Here is a 16,762-nt window from a genome sequence, read left to right on the forward strand (position 1 = left end):
ATATGAAGTACTTAGTTTTTATGATAGGGTTGCTTTCCTTTTCTGCTTTTGGGCAACAGGATAATGTTTGGAAACACTTATCAAAGGTAAGTTATGAGGTAGATGAGGATGAATTTGGAGAATTGTTCGTTCCGGTATTTGGGGAAAAGACCATGGCATTGGAAGGCAAAGAAATCACTGCCCACGGTTATATTATCCCATTTGAAGGCATGTTTAAACCAAAACATATAATTTTGTCAGCCCTTCCCTTGGCGGAATGTTTTTTTTGCGGATCCGGAGGGCCTGAAACTGTAATGGAGGTTATGCTAGTAGAACCGGTGAAGTATACTTCCAATAAAGTGAAAGTGGTTGGGGAGTTGGTCTTGAATGCCGATGATCCCGAAAAACTAATGTATATTTTGGAAAATGCGAAAGTTATTGGTTTATAGGTTTCTCATCAACCCTGAATAGATTAGGTAGGACTGGTTTATGAGGTTTTAATTAAAATTTATAATACTCACTTTTTTTACATCATTTTTTTAATAACCTTTGAACACGTTTAATGACTGAATGCTCAATTTACTTCTATACAAGCCATGAGAAAAGCACCTTTTGTATTGTTGATTTTACTTTGTATTTCTGTTTATTCTTGTAGTCCTAAGAAAAGTCAAAATGAATTATTGAAAGAAAAGGTTATTCAGGTTCATGATGAGGTGATGCCTAAGATTGGAGAATTGAAGGCTTCTCAAAAGGAATTAAATGAAATGGCTGAAAACCTTGAGCAATCTGAAGATGCAGCGGATACAGAAAAAGCAACTGAATTAAAGGCGGTGGCAGCAGAATGCGAGCATGCCTACGATGAAATGTTTGTTTGGATGCGTCAATTTGATATTGATTTGGAAGAAATGTCTGAGGAACAGGCCAAATCATACCTTGAAGAGCAATTAGAAAAAGTTGGTAATGTGAAAAAAGACATCCTGCAAGCCCTTAAAAAAAGTGAAGCATTATTGTAATTAGGGTGCAGTACTGAGTGCTTCTTTTACTTTTTCGGGAGTAATTAATCCATATTCATTTCCCCAAACATTGTAGATATAGGTGGCAATTTGTGCGACCTCTATTGGGCTGAGTTTACTGTTTTCAGGCATGGGTTGATTATACTCCACATTGTTTACTGTTATGCTACCTTTTAAGCCGTTTTTAATGATATATAAGCTTCGGTTCACATCATCGAGCATATAATCTGAATTTTTGAGTGGGGGGATAAGCCTTTTTAATCCGGTTCCATCCTCTTGGTGACAATTGCTGCAATATTGTAAATAAAGTTGCTGTCCCTGAATGGCATATTGCCTTGTCTTGAGATCTTTGATATTACTTATGCCTTTATTTTGATTGTCATCTCCTCCTTTGCAAGCAATGATTAATAAAAATAATAAACTACTTATTGCTGTTTTCATTGTTGTTGAGAAGTTTGGGTAAATCCTTGATGAGAACATTTACTTGCGTTTCTTTGGTGCCATCATAAATTCCTCTGATTCTCCCTGCTCTATCAATCAAGACAAATGCACCTGAATGCAAAAATCCCCCCGGTTCATTTTTGTCATCCATGGCCGTGGTAAGGTAGCTTGTTTGTCCAATTTCAAATATCTTTTCTTGTTCTCCAGTCAGAAAATTCCATGTACTTGCATCTTCTATACCTAGCCGAAGGGAATAGTCTTTCAGAAGGGCTACTGTATCGTATTCAGGGTCGATGGTATGGCTTAATATCATAAAGTCGGGATTGTCTTTATAAGCTTCGAAAACCCTCAACATTTGCTTTTTCATAATGGGACAAATGGTTGGACAGCTTGTGAAAAAGAAATCGGCCACATAAACTTTTCCTCTTACATCTTCATTGGTAATTTCCTCCCCATCTTGATTGGTGAAGCTAAATTCCGCTATTTGGTGATAAACAGTGTCTGTGGTGGTTTTTCCATCGACAATTACTTCTTCTACATGTCGATTGCCCAGAATAGGTAAGGTATTGGTATTATTGTTCGTCTGGCAAGCATTTAAAGCCAAAACTCCTAAAATTGTAAAACTTAAATAATGGGATCGAAGCATTTTTATTTTATATGACACAGTAAAGAATTGATTAGTTCCGATTGCGGAATCTTTTGTACCATTTAGTAGCCAGCATCAAACTCAGACCTAATACAAACAGTCCGACAATACCCCAGATCATGTTAATTAGGCTTTTAAGGACAATTAAAAAGACGATAGCAAAAAGTAATAATGTGGCTATTTCATTCCACAATCGAAGTTTTGAACTGTTCCAAATTCGCTTTCCATTTTGAAGGGATTTAAAAATATAATGGCATCGAAAATGGTAGAGGTATAACAAAACGACAAAGGTAAGTTTGGCATGCATAAATGGCATGGATAGGTAAGAAGGACGGTGAAGCAATACCCAAGTTCCAAAAATAAGGGTTAGCACCGCAGACGGCCAGGTGATAATGTACCACAAACGGCTGGCCATCAAATCCAATTGAGGTTTCAAGATTTTTTTTTCTGCTTCCGGCCGATCCAAAGCCTCTGTTTGATAAATAAATAACCTTACGATATAAAATAAGCCTGCAAACCAGGTAACGATGAAAATAATATGTAAAGCTTTGATGTATTCGAATGCCATTCTTCCTATTTTTGGCTAAATTAATGGTTTAAGCTCGTTATTAGGACAAATGAAAACAAAAAATATTATTTATTTACTTGCCGCATTGGTCGGTGTTCTCCTTATGGTGATTGTATACCAGAGTTTGAGCCAACCGGGGGTAAATGACCTTGAAGGCGAGTATACTGAAATAGCAGTATATAGGAATGAAAACAATACAGGTCCGGTAGTTCGAATTTTTGCCGTTTATACAAAGGCTGAGTTATGGGATGACATGCGAGCTTATGGAGATTTTATGCCCCATACAAAATACGGGAATACAAAAGTATTCTTTTTTGATAAAGCCATCGAAGGCTTACAACTGTCTCCTAAGGCACCTTATTTTGCTGAGCGTTTTCAGGACGCTTGTTTGGCTGTTTATGAAAAATCAGCTATGGGTGGAACCAGTTTTACAAAATATCTTTTGAGTGATAAGTAAGGTTTAATTTGATTTTTATATCAGCTTGTAGAGGTAAGCTTCTTAGTAAGACCTAATCTTAAACTGCTTTTTTTGCTCTTGGATAGCATTTCTAAAGGAAGGATCCGTTTCCATCAGGTCATTGATGGCCTGTACTGCATGAATCACCGTACTATGATCTCTTCCACCAAAATGGTATCCAATGGATTTTAAGGAGTGATTGGTAAATTCTTTGCTAAAATACATGGCCACTTGTCTGGCAATGACAATTTCCTTTTTCCTAGTCTTTGCTTTGAGGTCTTCCACTTTTATGCCGTAATAATCCGCACAAGATTGCTGGATAAATTCTATGCTAACTTCAGTTTCAATGTCCTTAACGATGTTTTTCATGATCGTTTTGGCCAATTCAAGGCTGATTTCTACCCTGCTTAAGGAGGCATGTGCTATCAAAGATATCATTACCCCTTCCAGTTCCCTTACATTTGTGTCTACTGTATAAGCGAGGTATTCAATCACATTATCAGGTATGTTAATTCCTTCAGATTGCATTTTCTTCCTTATAATTGCAATTCTGGTTTCAAAGTCCGGCATTTGCAAATCAGCTGTCAGTCCCCATTTGAAACGAGACAGCAATCGATCTTCCAAGCCCATCAAATCCTTCGGTGCGCAATCCGATGTCATGATGATTTGTTTTTTATTTTGGTGAAGGTGATTAAAAATATGGAAAAACATTTCTTGCGTTCTTCCTTTACCGGCCAAAAATTGAATGTCATCAATGATTAATACATCCACTTGCATGTAAAAATTAGTGAAAGACTTTATATTACCGTCTTTAATACCATCCATAAATTGGTTGACAAATTTCTCAGAGGAAACGTACAACACAAATTTGTCTTCCGGACCATTTTTAATTTCATTGCCTATGGCCTGCACCAAATGGGTTTTCCCTAACCCAACACCACCATAAACCATCAAAGGATTAAAAGAGGTGATTCCCGGTTTGTTGGCCACAGCAAAGCCGGCTGATCTTGCCAATCGGTTACAATCTCCTTCAATAAAAGAGGTAAAAGTATAATTGGCGCTAAGGTTTGATTGAAGAGTGGTTTGTTCATCCAGACTGGACAAGTCAAAAGGACTGTGTGCTGAGGCAAGATTTTCTTTTTTCTTGGCAGCAGCAGGACTATTTACCCCTTGGGGGTAACTAACCATATAAGGTTGGTTTTGCGAATTGCCCTTATCTACTACTACAGCGTATTCTAACTTCCCATTGGCTCCTAAAATGGTTTTAATGGCTAATTTCAATACTTCCACATAGTTGTCTTCCAACCATTCGTAGAAAAATTGACTGGGTACCTGTATGGTGAGCACAGAACCATCGATTCTCGCAGGAATAATTGGCTTAAACCAAGTAGAAAAACTTTGTTCATTGACGTGCTTTTCGACTACCCGCAAACATTCAGTCCATATAGCATTAGCCTCTGAATTCATTGAATTTATTTTAACCGAAAGTTGAAAAATTGTGAATACTCCTTTTTTAGGGGGAAACAAAATTGTGGAAAAATATCTTAAATAAAAAATGGGTTTTTACTTGATTTTTTTACTTTGTGGGTAAATTGTCTTATCTGGCATCTTTTAATTTTACTATTATTTGAAAATTGAAATCTTTTCATTGTTTTACAATAGCTATAATTACTTTTATAGTAAATAAAATGTTGGCCAATTCCTGTTCACAATCTAATCAAGTTGGAGGAGTCCATGCATTAACAAAATCTGCTTTTTACTTTTTTGCATTTGCGATTTAGTCAAAATTTGAATATGGATAAGTGTTGATTAATGCATCATATTCGGTACATTGAAAGTTCCAAAATAATGTAGTAAAAGGCTATTAATGTTTGTTCAATCCATGGTTTGCCGATTTGTTATTTGTAGTATAGTTTTATGATAAGTAAGGATAAATGAAAAGGAGGATACTTTTATATGATAGTAAGGAAGAAGATTTTGTGCAAAAACAAATTGTAACAAAATTTGGCAAGCAACTTTCCTCCACTATTCCTTTTACTAGGGATATTAAACTTGAAATAAAAGAAGGTGTTCAAATTATCACCTATCTTTCAGATGAGCAACTTAAAGCGCTCCTTGATTTAGCCGCAGGTCAATTTTTAGAATTAGGATTATTGCCCCATCCGGAAATGATTCATGGGAAAAAAAGCTATGGGATTAAATCGGATCTTGAAGAAAATATCGAGCATATCTTAAAGGAGAAAAAGGTGATTAAAGTGGATGTTTTAGAAGCCAATGGAATCCCAGTTTTTAATACTATACTTATCGGAGAATCACTAAGTTTAATGAGTGGTTCCGTTGCACAATATGCATGGCAAAGATTTTGGAATAAGTTAAGGTATTTCTTAAAATTGTTTTGGAATACCAGACTGAATAGCTTCACTATTAAAGCAGAAAATCAGGACGAAATCAATACGGCAGCCATTGGGTTAATCATTGTTCACCATGCACAGAGCAGTATTCTAAGTAAAAGAATATTGGAAAACTCCTTAATAAATGATGGGAAGTTGCATGCTTTGATATTGGCTCCAAAAAGTATTAGCGGTCTGTTGTGGTTTGGCCTAAGTAGCTTGTTCAGAACCAAACGAAACTATAATTTACCACCATTTGCTGCGCATATTAAAACATCTTCTCTAACTATAAAAGCTGATAAACCCATTAATTATTCCCAAGATGGCATGCTGCTTTCTTCTGATACCTTAGAAGTTTTAATCCGCAAAGGAGCATTGAATATGGTCCCGGGCCAAAAACTCAAATTGGAGCCAAATGGTGGGGGAGATGATGTTTATAAAATTAAAGCTTTGCCCAGGGGAGATGCGAAAAATGAATTGTTGCAAAGAAAACTTCCTTTAATTAACCATGCTACCACGGAGGAGTTTAAGGATCTTTTTTCTAATTTAAGGTCAAGTTCAATGGTGTCAGGCGTTTACCTTGTGTTGATGTTTTTGGCAACATTTATCGCAACATTAGGTCTTTTTGGAAACTCTTCCCCTGTAATCATTGGTGCCATGATATTGGCTCCGCTTATGGCGCCCATCATATCACTTTCTATGGGGGTGTTGAGACAAGAACGCCTTCTTATTGTCAATAGCGTAAAAACCATCGGATGGGGAGTGCTCATAGGATATCTTTGTGCCATTTTAATTACTTGGCTTACTCCATTGAACATTGCCAACGATGAAATTTTAGCGAGAATTAGACCTAATCTGTTGGATTTGGGTGTAGCTGTAGGTTCAGGGATTGCCGGGGCGTATGCCAGTGCAAAATCCGAAATCGCGAAGACGCTTGCCGGGGTGGCCATTGCAGTGGCTTTAGTGCCACCTTTGGCGGTGTCTGGAATAGGCTTTGGTTGGACTAATTGGGATATATTTCAAGGGGCTTTTCTCCTATTTCTAACCAACTTATCTGGGATGGTGCTGGCAGCTGCTATGACTTTTTTACTTTTGGGTTTTAGTCCTTTCCGTTTGGGGAGAAGAGGAATCGTTTATTCTCTTGTGGTCGTTGGTCTTATAAGTTTTCCTTTATTTTTTGGTTTCATGGATATGGTAAAAGAAAACAATGTGATATCTAAGTTGAACGGATATGAAATCAATGGAGTGATTTTAAGAGATATTTCTGTCCGCAGTTTTAAACCACTAAAATTAACTGTAAAAATTGTGGGAGAAACTTCTCCTGATAAGGAAAAACTTGAATTAATAAAATCAGAAATTGAAACCCTTATTGGGGAAGAAGTAGAACTTGAAGTGACAGTAGCCTTGAAAGTTTATTGATTGGGTGCAATTCATTCTGAGAAGAGTTTAGGTGTTCCAATAAGTTTTTCTTGTTTCTATCAGCCTACCTACAGTGTTTGATTAAAATTGCCAAAATCCTGCTAGTTAATGATGCGAGGTGCTAAAGCTAAATATTTTAGTTTTTATGACAGAAATTTGATACATTGAGTATTCAATTGACAAACTTTAAACCAATCAAAAACATTAAGAAAATGAAAAGAAAAGCAACAGCAATATGGAAAGGTACCGGAATGGAAGGAAGTGGAACTTTGTCTTCTCCAAGCGGTTTTTTTGATAAATCACCCTATAGCTTTAAAACCAGATTTGAAAACGAAGATGGCTCTAAGGGTACTAATCCCGAAGAAATGATTGCTGCCGCTCATGCTGGGTGTTTTAATATGGCCCTTAGCTTTCAGATTGCCGGAAAAGATATGGAGGCAGAAGAACTAGATACTACAGCCACAGTAAGTATAGAAAAAGGAGATGCAGGATTTGCCATTACCGGAATAGTTTTGAACCTGACTGGGAAAGTTCCCGGAATGAAAGAAGAACAGTTTGTTGAATTGGCTAACGCGGCAAAGGAAGGTTGCCCAATTAGCAAAGCATTAAGCTCAATTCCTATTTCATTGAATATTACTTTTAATGAATAGGTTTTAATTATGTTCAGGCAAATAGTTTAAATAAATGAGGAATTTGCCTCAATGGATAAAAAGTACCAAAATGGATTTTGGTACTTTTTCTTTTTTTGCCAAAGAAGAATAATATTTAACAATATAAGTGATTTAGCAGAGAAAAATAACGCATTTAAAATATGAGTAAAAGATTGCTAATTCTGGGTTGGGTTACTCTCTTAGGTTTTGGTTTTATAGGACTTGCATTGGTTTATTTTTTTCAACCGATAACATTGCTTGAATTATTGATGGGACAATGGGCTTTAGGGCAACAGCTTTTGGTAGGAACTTTGACCGGTGTGATTGGAGCAGGTGTAGCCATTATTTTGATCAATGCCTCATTTTTTAAAGATGAAAAGAAAAAATACCATAGCCTACTCAATAAGTGGTCATGGACCGAGTTAGGGATTGTCTTTATTTCCGTTTGCGCGGGCGTTGGAGAGGAATTGCTATTCAGGGCAGGGCTACAGCCATTTTTGGGATTGTGGATCACCTCAGTCCTTTTTGTCCTTATTCATGGTTACTTAAATCCTTTGAACTGGAAGATTAGCATCTATGGAGTTGTAATGATTGGCTTTATAGCAGCTTTAGGGTATTTATACCAAACGGCTGGGATTTTGTCGGCCATTATAGCCCATACTATTTTTGATGCTATTTTGCTATTTCAGTTGATTGAAAAAAGAGCCTTAAAAAGTGCATAAGCAAAATCGAATAAAGGTTGATTCACTAGCTTAAATACCTTGGCTTTCATAAAAAAAGCACGTACAATTTTAATTGTACGTGCTAATGATATCTTTGGACCTTGGTAGGTGGAATATCGGTTGTTTAATCAAACCGATTCGATTTACTCAAGAGTCACACTGAATTCATTACTACTTCTACCGGCCGGGCTGATGGTAACATAACGGAGGGTTATTGGGTCTTGCTCCTCTCCCACAATTGGTGCCAATACCGGCCCTGTGTATAGTAAAGCCGTTTGGTCAGCTTTGTGTCCATCAAAAGTATAGTAGATGGTAGCATTGGCCACTAATGGATGAATTTCAACCAAGTATCTTCCACTTATTTCATCTTTACTCAATTCTACATTGGCCTCCGGAATTCTGAAAAACACATGGTCTTCTTCCAGTTGACGTAACCTTTCAGGTAATCTTTCAAGACTAAAGGAGTGATAATCTTTGTTTTCTTTCTTTTTCCAAGCCACTTCAGCCAAGGCAAAAGCCCTTGGAAATAGGAAATATTCCAGTTTATTATAGGTAGGGATATATTCTGTCCATAAATTGGCTTGAACGCCCAATACATGATGGGATTCCTCTTCATTTAATTCACTGGGAATAGGAGAGTAGCTGTAAACCTTTTCTAAGGGAAGAAAACCTCCTATAGCCAAAGGTTCTGTAGTTTTGTCCTCTCCTTGGTAGTGGTCAAAGTACATATGGCTATTGGGTGTCATGATTACATCATGACCCATTTTAGCAGCCTGAATCCCTCCCTTTTCACCTCGCCAACTCATTACCGTGGCGTTTGGAGCTAATCCACCTTCTAGTATTTCATCCCATCCTATGAGTTTCCTGTTGTTTTTGTTGAGAAACATTTCAATTTGCTGAATGAAATGACTTTGCAATTCATGTTCATCTGCTAGTTTTTCTTTTTCGATAACCTTTTGTGCGATCTCTGAAGTTTTCCAATGGTCTTTAGGGACTTCATCTCCACCAATATGAATGTATTCGCTTGGGAAAATTTCCATAACTTCCGTAAGTACATCTTCTAAAAAAGCAAAAGCTTTTGGCGTTGGCCCATAGATGTTATAATGCACTCCCCAATAGCCGGGAACTTCTTGATTGATATCGTTATCGTATTCTTTTCCATTTTCATTGACAGCGGCAATGGTGCCTGTTCCAATTCCTTGAAAAGAATCAAAGCTGCCTAGTTCAGGGTAAGCAGCCAATACTGCTGAACTGTGACCGGGAAGTTCAATTTCCGGAATTACTGTGATTTTTCTATCTGCGGCATATTTAACTATTTCCTTGGCTTCTTCTTGGGTATAATACCCTCCATGAGGTTTTCCATCGTATACAAATGGCTTGAAATCATAGTACTGACCAATGATGGTTGAGTCTCTCCAGGCACTTTCTTGGGTAAGTTTCGGGTATTTTTTTATCTCCAATCGCCATCCTTGATCGTCTGTTAAGTGCCAGTGTAAGGTGTTCAATTTCAATTGGGCCATTAAATCAAGTATTTTTTTAACCTGATCAGCACCAATAAAGTGTCGTGATACATCAAGCATTATCCCTCTGTAGCCAAAAGCTGGAGCGTCTTTTATATTTAATTGAGGGACAACTGCTTGTCCTTCATTAATTTCAACCAGCTGATACAAGGATTGCAATCCATAGAAAATACCCTTTGAAGATCCTTTGATATGTACTCTGTTTGCGTCAATATTTAAAGTGTAACCTTCTTCATTTTGTGCGTCTTGGATTTCCTCTAAGACGATTGAGGCATCACTTTTTTGAGGAGCAATTTGTATGGGGAGATTAAAGCCAGTTTTGGCTTCCAACATCTCATTGAAGATGGCAGCCGACTTTCTACTGTTTCCTGTTTTGGCTGCAATTACAGTTCCTTTTTTTAACACCAAATTTCCTTCGCCCATTTCAATGGACTCGGGTAATGGGATGATATTTAGGTTTTGGGCTTTAAGGTTAGCTGCATTCAAAAAGAATAAAAGGCAGGCTAAAGTTAGGACTTTATTCATGATGATTTTTTTGATAAACTTTTATTTTAGATAAATATAAAGAAGTTTATCAAAAAAATTACTTAACCTTAATCTGATTTTATAAAATATTACGTTATCGGTCGTATTAAACCAGGATTGGGCGGGGTTCCAAACATTTTAATTGCCTTTAATATAGAAAGGATTTATTTCAAAAAGGTTAGAATTTTCAGGATTCACCTTGATTTCTACGGAGTGAATGTCATGGTCACCAAATACCTGAACTGCCGTGAAATTAGTCATGGTTTTTCCTTTATTGTCTCTCAAAGGTTTGGATACCAAAAAGCGGTGCTGGTCACCATATAGTAGCAACACCGGCTTGTCAAATGCCTGCACTTGTTGTCTTAGTAAAGTAACAAAACTAGCATGTCCATTTTTCTCGTCTTTATTGTTGTAATTTAACCCTGCATGCAATACTAGCACCAAGCCTTTACTATTGTTTTCTTTAGCTGCATCGAACAGTGATTTTAGCCAAAAATTATTCGCCAGCTCTCTTTCATAAAATTCATCATTTAGGGCTTCAGCCCCGGTATCAAAATTATTATTGGAACCAATTACATGTAAAGTACCGAAGGTTACACCTGATTTTTCCCAAGTTGAGTTTTCTGGGAATTTTTCAAATCCTGCCGCCCTGTTCTGTCTGTCCAGTGTTAAAGGCTGCTTTCCTTGACTAATACTGTCAGAAAAAAACAATTGTCTTAATTTGTCTAACCTTTCTTCAGGATCATAACTCCCACATGCCTCTCTATCGCAATCTGTCCACTCGTTATCTCCCGGGGTGTAGATTAAAGCCTTATCAAAAGTGTCAAAATAGTTTTTTATTTTTTCATAATATTCATCTGAACAAGGAATGCTTCCGGATTTTATGTCTCCTACATGTAAGGTGAAAGCAGGATCTGCATCATTTATTTGTTTGATCATGCGTTCAAACCTCACAAAATCTTCAGGAATGTGGTAGGGCAGGTCTCCGATAGCCATGAATCGAAAAGAATCACTGTTCTCATGGTTGCATGAATCTAATAAGGTAGATGATAATAATAAAAAGAGAAAAAGGCCATTTGTTTTCATGGTAGAAAGATAATTATATAAATGTATATTGAGCTAAGGTAGCATTGGAAGGTTAAGTTATTTTGTTGAAGCAATGCTTATTCATGATTATCGGTAAAAATTATAATTACTTCTTATATTGATATACTGTTTTTCTATCAAAAACGTCTACCTGGGCAAATAAAAGTTTTCGAATCAACGGAACACCAAAAGAGGGGGATAAGGGTGAAGGAGGTTTTTAATTGTAATCCTAATTATAGAATTACTACTCTAGATTTAGTTTTCACCTCGAAAAATTTAAAATTAATCCAAAATTCACCATTTTTAAATGTGAAAATTAAGATGATTCAGTGGATTTTGTTTTCAGAAAATACAAATTCACTACCTTTGGCAAGCCAAAAAGATGGCTTTAAGTAATAAGCGATCTTTAAACCCAAAAAGTCACTAATAAATTTTATTTTTGACCGCTACTTAATAAATATACAATGCCGTTCAGGCCAAATTATGATCAATAAATTTATATTTTTATGTCTTTATCAGGGCTGATAACCATATCGATAGTCATCATCCTGATTTTTGTGCTGTACAGGGATCTTTTAAGACCGTCTTTTGCATTTTTGGGAGCTGTATTTTTGTTGTTAGTCTTACAAATCATTACTCCTGAAGATTTTTTAAAAGGGCTGGCAAATAAGCAAATCATTGTTATTTTTCTCTTGATTGGTTTAACTTCAGGGATTCAGCAAAATATAGGGACAGGATTTTTTTTTAAGATTTTCAGTCAAAAGTTAAAACCGGGTACATTTAGACTTAGACTCATGCTTTTGGTGAGTAGTCTTTCTGCAATTTTAAACAATACTCCGGTGGTCGCTTTTATGATACCATACGTAAAAGAGTGGACCAAAACCAACAAATTTCCTGCGTCAAAATTTCTTATTCCACTATCTTATTCCACTATTTTAGGGGGGATGATAACTGTGGTTGGAACTTCCACAAATTTAGTGTTAAATGGATTAATCAGTGAATTTGATTACCCCTTATTGGGTTTTGAGGATTTTTTGTATTTAGGGGTCTTGGTGGCTGCTATAGGAATGGTGTACTTAAGTATAGCATCTCATTACTTACTTCCCTCTAGAGAAGAAAATAAAAGTGAGGTTATCGATCACCTCAATGAGTACCTGGTTGAGACTTATATCCCCATAGGCTCCTCAATGCACGACAAAACAGTAAAAGAAGCCGGGCTAAGGCAGCTGAAAGAAATATTCCTTGCTGAGATTAGAAGAGGAAAGAAAGAAATATCACCTGTTGGACCCAATGAAATTTTACAAGAGGGAGATAAGTTGTTTTTTGCAGGTAACTCCGAAGCCATATTAAAGCTTATTCAAGAAGAGAAGGGGCTAAGTTTACCCGAAGATGGGCATGTTTCCAATTATGGTTTTTTTCAATTAACCGAAGCTGTGGTCCCGGCATCCTCATCATTAATTGGGCTTAAGGTTAAAGACAGCGATTTTAGAAACAAGTACCAAGGTTCTATTATATCGATCCACAGAAATGGTACCCAATTAAAGGGGAATATTGGTGAGACGAGGGTTTATGCAGGAGACTTGTTTTTAATGTTAACCGGTAAAGACCACAATCGGAATGATTATTATAAAGATTTAATAATTGTTACCCTTAGAGGGGAGATAAGTGCAGACAGAGGGAATTTAAAAAGGCTTCCCTCATTAATAGCTTTGTCGGTATTGTTTACAGGAATTATTGGGTGGATAGATCTTTTTATAGCAGCTTTTGCAGGAATCCTTATTTTGTATCTATTTAAAGTGTTAAATTTGCAGACTTTAAAGAAAGCTGTTGATTTGGATCTTTTATTGATCCTTGTATGTTCGCTTTCTTTAGGATTGGCATTAAATAGTTCCGGCGCGGCCGGGGTGTTGGTTAATTTATTAATTCAATTAACCGAGGGGGCAGACCCCATGTTGGGTTTAATCTTGTTGTTTGTAATGACCTTGGTTTTAACGAGTTTGATTACAAATGCAGCAGCAGTATCTATAATGTTCCCGATTGCACTGGAACTTGGAAGTCAATTAGGTCAGCCATTGACTCCTTTTTTCGTTGCTATTGCGTTTGCAGCATCGGGGGATTTTATGACACCTATTGGTTACCAAACCAATTTGATGGTGATGGGGCCAGGGAATTATAAGTTTAGAGATTATTTCGTAATTGGGTTTCCACTTACTATAATCTATGCTGTTGTGGTATTGTTGTTTATCAATTGGTATTACCTGTAATTGAAATATTAATAGTGTTGCATTAATTTCATTATCAAATGCGTGAGAACATTCATCCATCTGTATTTAAGGTGACCAATGAACACCGGATCAAGGCGCTAGGGCAACGGCCAAAGTTAATTTGGTTCACAGGGCTATCCGGATCAGGTAAATCTACCTTAGCGAATGCAACTGAAGATGCCTTATATAGATTGGGATTTCATACGTATTTATTGGATGGAGACAATGTTAGAACAGGATTAAATAAAGATTTGACGTTTTCAGATAAGGATAGGGAAGAAAACATACGGAGGATAGGAGAGGTAGCCAATTTAATGTTAGATGCAGGATTAATTGTCATCTCGGCATTTATTTCTCCCTTTATTTCAGACAGGGAAGTCATACGGGATTTGGTAGGAGAGGAGAATTTCTTGGAAATTTATTTGGATTGCCCATTAAAGATTTGTGAAGAAAGAGACGTTAAAGGGTTATACAAAAAAGCCAGGAAAGGTTTGATTAAGGATCTTACTGGAATTGATTCTCCCTATGAGCCACCTTCGGCCCCATTTGATGTTGTACATACGGCAGAAGAAAAATTGGAAGATGCAGTAGCAAGATTGGTAAAGAAAATAAATAAAAAAATAATAATATAATATGGCACAATACTATTTATCCCATCTGGAAGAGTTAGAGGCAGAGGCAATTTTTGTAATAAGAGAAGTTGTTTCACAATTTGAAAAACCAGCCTTGTTATTTTCAGGAGGAAAGGATAGCATCGTTTTGGCTCATTTATCCAAAAAAGCTTTTTATCCATCCAGAATTCCGTTTCCATTGATCCATATTGATACGGGGCATAACTTTCCGGAAACAATAGCTTTTAGAGACCAACTAGTAAAAGACCTGGGTGTACAACTCATCGTTGGTTCAGTTCAGAAAAGTATAGATGAAGGGAAAGTCAGAGAGGAAACAGGAGCAAATGCCAGTAGGAATGCTTTGCAGACCGTTACGTTACTTGATACCCTGGAAGAAAATAAGATTGATGCAGCCATGGGTGGTGCCAGAAGAGATGAAGAAAAAGCTCGTGCAAAAGAGCGGTTTTTCTCGCATAGGGATGAATTTGGTCAATGGGATCCTAAAAACCAAAGGCCTGAATTATGGAACCTTTTCAATGGAAAAAAACACATGGGAGAACATTTCAGGGTTTTTCCAATATCCAACTGGACAGAGATGGATGTTTGGCAATACATCCAACACCAAAACATAGCCTTACCTTCTTTGTATTTTTCACATCAAAGAGATTGTGTGGTTAGAGATGGGGTTATTTTGGCCAAATCTGACTTTATTCAATTGAAACCCGATGAGGAAATCAAGAATCTAACCGTAAGATACAGAACCTGTGGTGATATGCCCATTACCGGAGCGGTGGAGTCTGATGCAGATGATTTAGATAAAATTATCGCTGAAGTGGCCACAACGAGGACTACTGAAAGAGGTACGAGAGCTGATGATAAAAGGGGAGAGACTGCCATGGAAGACAGGAAAAAAAGTGGTTATTTTTAGGCCATAAGGACCTTAATATATCCCTGCCGAGGATGGGATAAGCCTTCGATGATTTTACCAATCAGTTTTAAATTGAATTGTACAATTGTCAAAAGTTGCGGCAAAAAGTTGATTTATAAAAATTCAAGTGAAATAGTATACATACAATATGAGCATACAGGAAACCAATCAATTGTTAAGATTTACCACCGCGGGATCTGTTGATGATGGAAAAAGTACCTTGATAGGTAGATTGCTTTATGATTCGAAATCAATTTTTGAAGACCAGATTGAGGCAGTAAAAACTTCCAGTGAAAAGAAAGGATTTGACTATGTAGACCTTTCTTTGCTTACAGACGGGCTCAAATCTGAAAGAGAACAAGGAATCACTATTGATGTGGCCTACAGGTATTTCGCTACCCCTAAGCGGAAATTTATCATTGCCGATACTCCCGGACATATTCAATATACCAGAAATATGGTGACTGGGGCATCTACTGCCAACCTTGCCATCATTCTAATAGATGCTAGAAAAGGATTATTGGAACAAACTTTTAGGCATAGCTTTATTGCCTCCTTGTTGAAAATACCTCATGTAATTGTATGCGTCAATAAAATGGATTTGGTAGATTATGATGAAGAAGTTTATCAAAAAATTGTAAATAGCTATAAGGACTTTGCAAGCAAGATGGAAATCAAAGATGTGCATTTTGTTCCTATTTCTGCACTCAATGGTGACAACGTGGTGGATAGATCCACCAATATGAAATGGTATGAAGGACCAACCTTGCTGTATTTGTTAGAAAATGTCCACATTGCCTCAGACTTTAATCATATCGATTGCAGGTTTCCTGTACAAATGGTTATTAGACCTCATACCCATGAGCATCAAGATTTTAGAGGTTATGCAGGGAGAATTGAGGGTGGAATATTCAAGCCCGGGGATGAAGTGAAAGTATTACCCACAGGTTTCACCTCAAAAATTAAAAGTATTGAATTAGACGGAAACCCGATTGAGGAAGCATTTTCTCCAATGTCTGTTACCATGACACTTGAAGATGAATTAGATATAAGTAGAGGGGATATGCTGGTAAGGCCCAATAACGTACCTAATGTTGGACAAGACCTAGATGTAATGGTATGCTGGATGAGTAACAGTTCGTTGAAAGGAAGAACCAAGCTAATGCTAAAACATACTACGCAAGAGTGCCAAGTAATGGTAAAGGAAATTCTCTACAAAGTAAATGTAAACACCTTGCACCGTGAAGAGGGAGTTGACCAGATAGGGATGAATGATATCGCTAGAATTAAAGTCAGAGCTGCAAAACCTTTGTTTTTTGATGCTTATAGAAGAAACCGACAAACAGGCTCCATTATTTTAATTGACCCTAATACAAATGAGACTGTAGCTGCAGGTATGGTAATATGAATCTAAACTATTAAGATTTAACAAATGCGAATATAGAATAGTCAAACTGATCCAGTTTGGCTATTTTTTTTGATTCCCAGCAAATGTTTATGAATTAATCAATAAGTTTACAATCTATCAACTTTTAAAACTGAT

16 protein-coding genes are annotated in these 16,762 nt (G+C 36.8%); 10 read left to right on the top strand and 6 right to left on the bottom strand.

The window, feature by feature from the left end; all coding sequences use genetic code 11:
* The first annotated feature begins 2 nt into the window (after positions 1–2).
* On the top strand, positions 3–428 hold the full coding sequence (locus ACYVHJ_RS20410; protein ID WP_339903558.1) for a hypothetical protein: 426 nt from the start codon (positions 3–5) through the stop codon (positions 426–428).
* A gap of 147 nt (positions 429–575) precedes the next feature.
* On the top strand, positions 576–992 hold the full coding sequence (locus ACYVHJ_RS20415) for a hypothetical protein (RefSeq protein ID WP_339903557.1): 417 nt from the start codon (positions 576–578) through the stop codon (positions 990–992).
* Here the strand turns inward: ACYVHJ_RS20415 and ACYVHJ_RS20420 are convergent, their stop codons facing one another.
* From ACYVHJ_RS20420 to ACYVHJ_RS20430, 3 genes are read right to left on the bottom strand one after another with little or no spacing between them, the layout of a single operon-like run.
* Entirely contained in the window at positions 993–1,433 is a 441-nt protein-coding gene (locus ACYVHJ_RS20420; RefSeq protein ID WP_460518620.1) for a c-type cytochrome, read from the bottom strand.
* Positions 1,414–2,079, bottom strand: coding sequence for an SCO family protein (locus tag ACYVHJ_RS20425; protein WP_339903555.1), 666 nt, complete (start codon positions 2,077–2,079; stop codon positions 1,414–1,416). The genes ACYVHJ_RS20420 and ACYVHJ_RS20425 overlap by 20 nt, the downstream gene beginning before the upstream one ends.
* A 31-nt stretch (positions 2,080–2,110) precedes the next feature.
* Positions 2,111–2,647: a CopD family protein gene (locus ACYVHJ_RS20430; protein ID WP_339903554.1), complete on the bottom strand. Its 537-nt coding sequence runs from the start codon at positions 2,645–2,647 to the stop codon at positions 2,111–2,113.
* A gap of 49 nt (positions 2,648–2,696) precedes the next feature.
* On the opposite strand from ACYVHJ_RS20430, the gene ACYVHJ_RS20435 reads away from it, so the two are divergent.
* Positions 2,697–3,104: a hypothetical protein gene (locus tag ACYVHJ_RS20435; protein ID WP_460518625.1), complete on the top strand. Its 408-nt coding sequence runs from the start codon at positions 2,697–2,699 to the stop codon at positions 3,102–3,104.
* A gap of 42 nt (positions 3,105–3,146) precedes the next feature.
* On the opposite strand, the gene dnaA is transcribed toward ACYVHJ_RS20435, so the two are convergent.
* The gene (dnaA, locus tag ACYVHJ_RS20440; protein ID WP_339903552.1) at positions 3,147–4,571 is read right to left on the bottom strand and encodes a chromosomal replication initiator protein DnaA; all 1,425 of its coding nucleotides are present in this window, start codon (positions 4,569–4,571) and stop codon (positions 3,147–3,149) included.
* Between the two features lie 467 nt (positions 4,572–5,038).
* Here dnaA and ACYVHJ_RS20445 point away from each other — a divergent pair, with 467 nt between their 5' ends.
* From ACYVHJ_RS20445 to ACYVHJ_RS20455, 3 genes are all read left to right on the top strand, one after another.
* Positions 5,039–6,913, top strand: coding sequence for a DUF389 domain-containing protein (locus tag ACYVHJ_RS20445; protein WP_460518630.1), 1,875 nt, complete (start codon positions 5,039–5,041; stop codon positions 6,911–6,913).
* Between the two features lie 212 nt (positions 6,914–7,125).
* Positions 7,126–7,563: an OsmC family protein gene (locus ACYVHJ_RS20450; protein ID WP_460518633.1), complete on the top strand. Its 438-nt coding sequence runs from the start codon at positions 7,126–7,128 to the stop codon at positions 7,561–7,563.
* Positions 7,564–7,724: 161 nt separating this feature from the next.
* Positions 7,725–8,285 carry a CPBP family intramembrane glutamic endopeptidase gene (locus ACYVHJ_RS20455; protein WP_339903233.1) on the top strand — a complete coding sequence of 187 codons (561 nt, stop codon included), beginning with the start codon at positions 7,725–7,727 and terminating at the stop codon, positions 8,283–8,285.
* Between the two features lie 143 nt (positions 8,286–8,428).
* Here the strand turns inward: ACYVHJ_RS20455 and ACYVHJ_RS20460 are convergent, their stop codons facing one another.
* Positions 8,429–10,330, bottom strand: coding sequence for a family 20 glycosylhydrolase (locus tag ACYVHJ_RS20460; protein WP_460518637.1), 1,902 nt, complete (start codon positions 10,328–10,330; stop codon positions 8,429–8,431).
* Positions 10,331–10,468: 138 nt separating this feature from the next.
* Positions 10,469–11,416 carry a metallophosphoesterase gene (locus ACYVHJ_RS20465; RefSeq protein ID WP_460518640.1) on the bottom strand — a complete coding sequence of 316 codons (948 nt, stop codon included), beginning with the start codon at positions 11,414–11,416 and terminating at the stop codon, positions 10,469–10,471.
* A gap of 506 nt (positions 11,417–11,922) precedes the next feature.
* Between ACYVHJ_RS20465 and ACYVHJ_RS20470 the strand changes: the two genes are divergently transcribed.
* The 4 genes from ACYVHJ_RS20470 to ACYVHJ_RS20485 all read left to right on the top strand — a co-directional run bounded on the left by ACYVHJ_RS20470 (position 11,923) and on the right by ACYVHJ_RS20485 (position 16,627).
* Positions 11,923–13,680 (top strand): SLC13 family permease, encoded by a 1,758-nt coding sequence (locus tag ACYVHJ_RS20470; protein WP_339903230.1) that lies wholly within the window; start codon positions 11,923–11,925, stop codon positions 13,678–13,680.
* A 38-nt stretch (positions 13,681–13,718) separates the two neighbouring features.
* Entirely contained in the window at positions 13,719–14,312 is a 594-nt protein-coding gene (gene cysC / locus ACYVHJ_RS20475; protein ID WP_339903229.1) for an adenylyl-sulfate kinase, read from the top strand.
* A 1-nt stretch (position 14,313) separates the two neighbouring features.
* Complete coding sequence (cysD, locus tag ACYVHJ_RS20480) at positions 14,314–15,219, top strand: sulfate adenylyltransferase subunit CysD (RefSeq protein WP_339903228.1); 906 nt, start codon at positions 14,314–14,316, stop codon at positions 15,217–15,219.
* A gap of 148 nt (positions 15,220–15,367) precedes the next feature.
* Positions 15,368–16,627 (top strand): sulfate adenylyltransferase subunit 1, encoded by a 1,260-nt coding sequence (locus tag ACYVHJ_RS20485; protein WP_339904455.1) that lies wholly within the window; start codon positions 15,368–15,370, stop codon positions 16,625–16,627.
* Positions 16,628–16,762: the final 135 nt, after the last annotated feature.

Source organism: Cyclobacterium sediminis, from assembly GCF_054781075.1.